Here is a 1,448-nt window from a genome sequence, read left to right as displayed (position 1 = left end):
TCTTCGAAGGGCTCCGCACGGCGGGCCCCGTCGTGCGGATCAAGCTGGCGGGACGCGAATGCCACGTGGTGAACTCCGCGCCCCTGGTTCACCACATGCTGGTCGCGGGCCACGGCGACTATGACAGGGGCGGACCTGTCATGGACTCCTTGCACGCGGTGTTCGGCGACGGGCTGCCCGCCTGCCCGGACGCGATCCACCGAGTGGAGCGCCCCCTGGTGCAGCCGCTCTTCCGCCGGGAGCGGATGGCCGGCTACACCGCCGAGGCCCTCGCCCAGGCGGCACAGCAATGCGCTTCCTGGACGAGCGGGCAAGTGCTGGACATGAACGCAGAGATGACCCGGCTGTCGACGGGAAGTCTCACCCGGTCACTGTTCCACGACCCGGTCTCGGCCAGGGTCGTGCGGCAGTTCCAGGAGGATCTGCCGGTGGTGCTGCGCGGCGTGGTCGTCAGGGCGGTGCTGCCCGCGGTCACACGGCTGCCGCTGCCCGCCAACCGTCGTTTCGACCGTTCGGTGCGGCGCACCTACGCGGCGATCGACGAGATGGTGGACCATCGCGGGAACGACGCGGACGCCTACGACGATCTGCTGACCGTGCTCTTGGCCCCGCGGCCGGACGGCGCCGCAGGGCAGGACCGAGACGAGGCGAAGGACCGCCGGTCCGCACTGATCAGCGGACACATCTGGGGCTTCATGATCGCCGGGATCGAGACCACGGCATCACTCATGAGCTGGATGCTACAGATCCTGGTCTCACACCCCGAGCACTACGCACGAGTGCAGGAGGAGGTCGATGAGGTCCTGTCCGCAGGTACGCCCGATCTCGAAGGTCTGCAACGGCTTGGCCAACTGGACCGTGTACTCAACGAAGTCCTGAGGATGTACGCGCCGACGTGGCTGTCGACCCGGGTCACCCGCCGCCCGGCCGTACTGGGCGGATACACACTCCCCCCGGGGGCGAACGTGTTCTTCAGCCCGTGGGCGCTGCACCGGGATCCGGATGTCTTTCCGCATCCGCACCGCTTCGACCCGGACCGCTGGCTCGACAAGAACACGCCGCGCACCCCGCACCAGGGGTTCATGCCCTTCGGTGCGGGGACCCGCAAGTGCATCGGGGATGCGTTCGCGGTCGCCGAGGCGAAGGCAGCGCTCGCCGTGCTCCTGCACCACTGGCGGTTCGAGACCGCCCGCGGCACGAAGGCGGTCCCGCGGATCAGCCTGACCCAGCGCGCGGCCCGGGTCCGGATGACCGTGACACCTCGGAGGCCAAGCGCACCCGAGCGGCAGGACACGGCGTGCTGAGCCTCCTCGGGAGGGGCCCCCGCGGATCCCCCGGCCGGCCGAGCAGGCCGGGGAGCTGAACCGGGCCGCCGTCACGAGGGCAGGTCCGGTCGACCCCGTTCCGCCTCGGCCTCCCTGCCCGTCGCGGCGCAGGAGCGGGACAAC

General features: G+C 70.4%; 1 protein-coding gene. It reads left to right on the top strand.

Annotated elements, in window-relative coordinates; genetic code table 11:
• A partial coding sequence (locus ACFU99_RS43560) for a cytochrome P450 (protein ID WP_384404304.1) occupies positions 1–1,304 on the top strand: 1,304 nt, incomplete at its 5' end.
• Positions 1,305–1,448 lie beyond the last annotated feature (144 nt).

Source organism: Streptomyces sp. NPDC057654 (genome assembly GCF_042800135.1).
Lineage (GTDB): Bacteria > Actinomycetota > Actinomycetes > Streptomycetales > Streptomycetaceae > Streptomyces.
The sequence above is the reverse complement of the archived record's forward strand: the minus strand, read 5'-3'. Positions and strand labels throughout refer to the sequence as shown.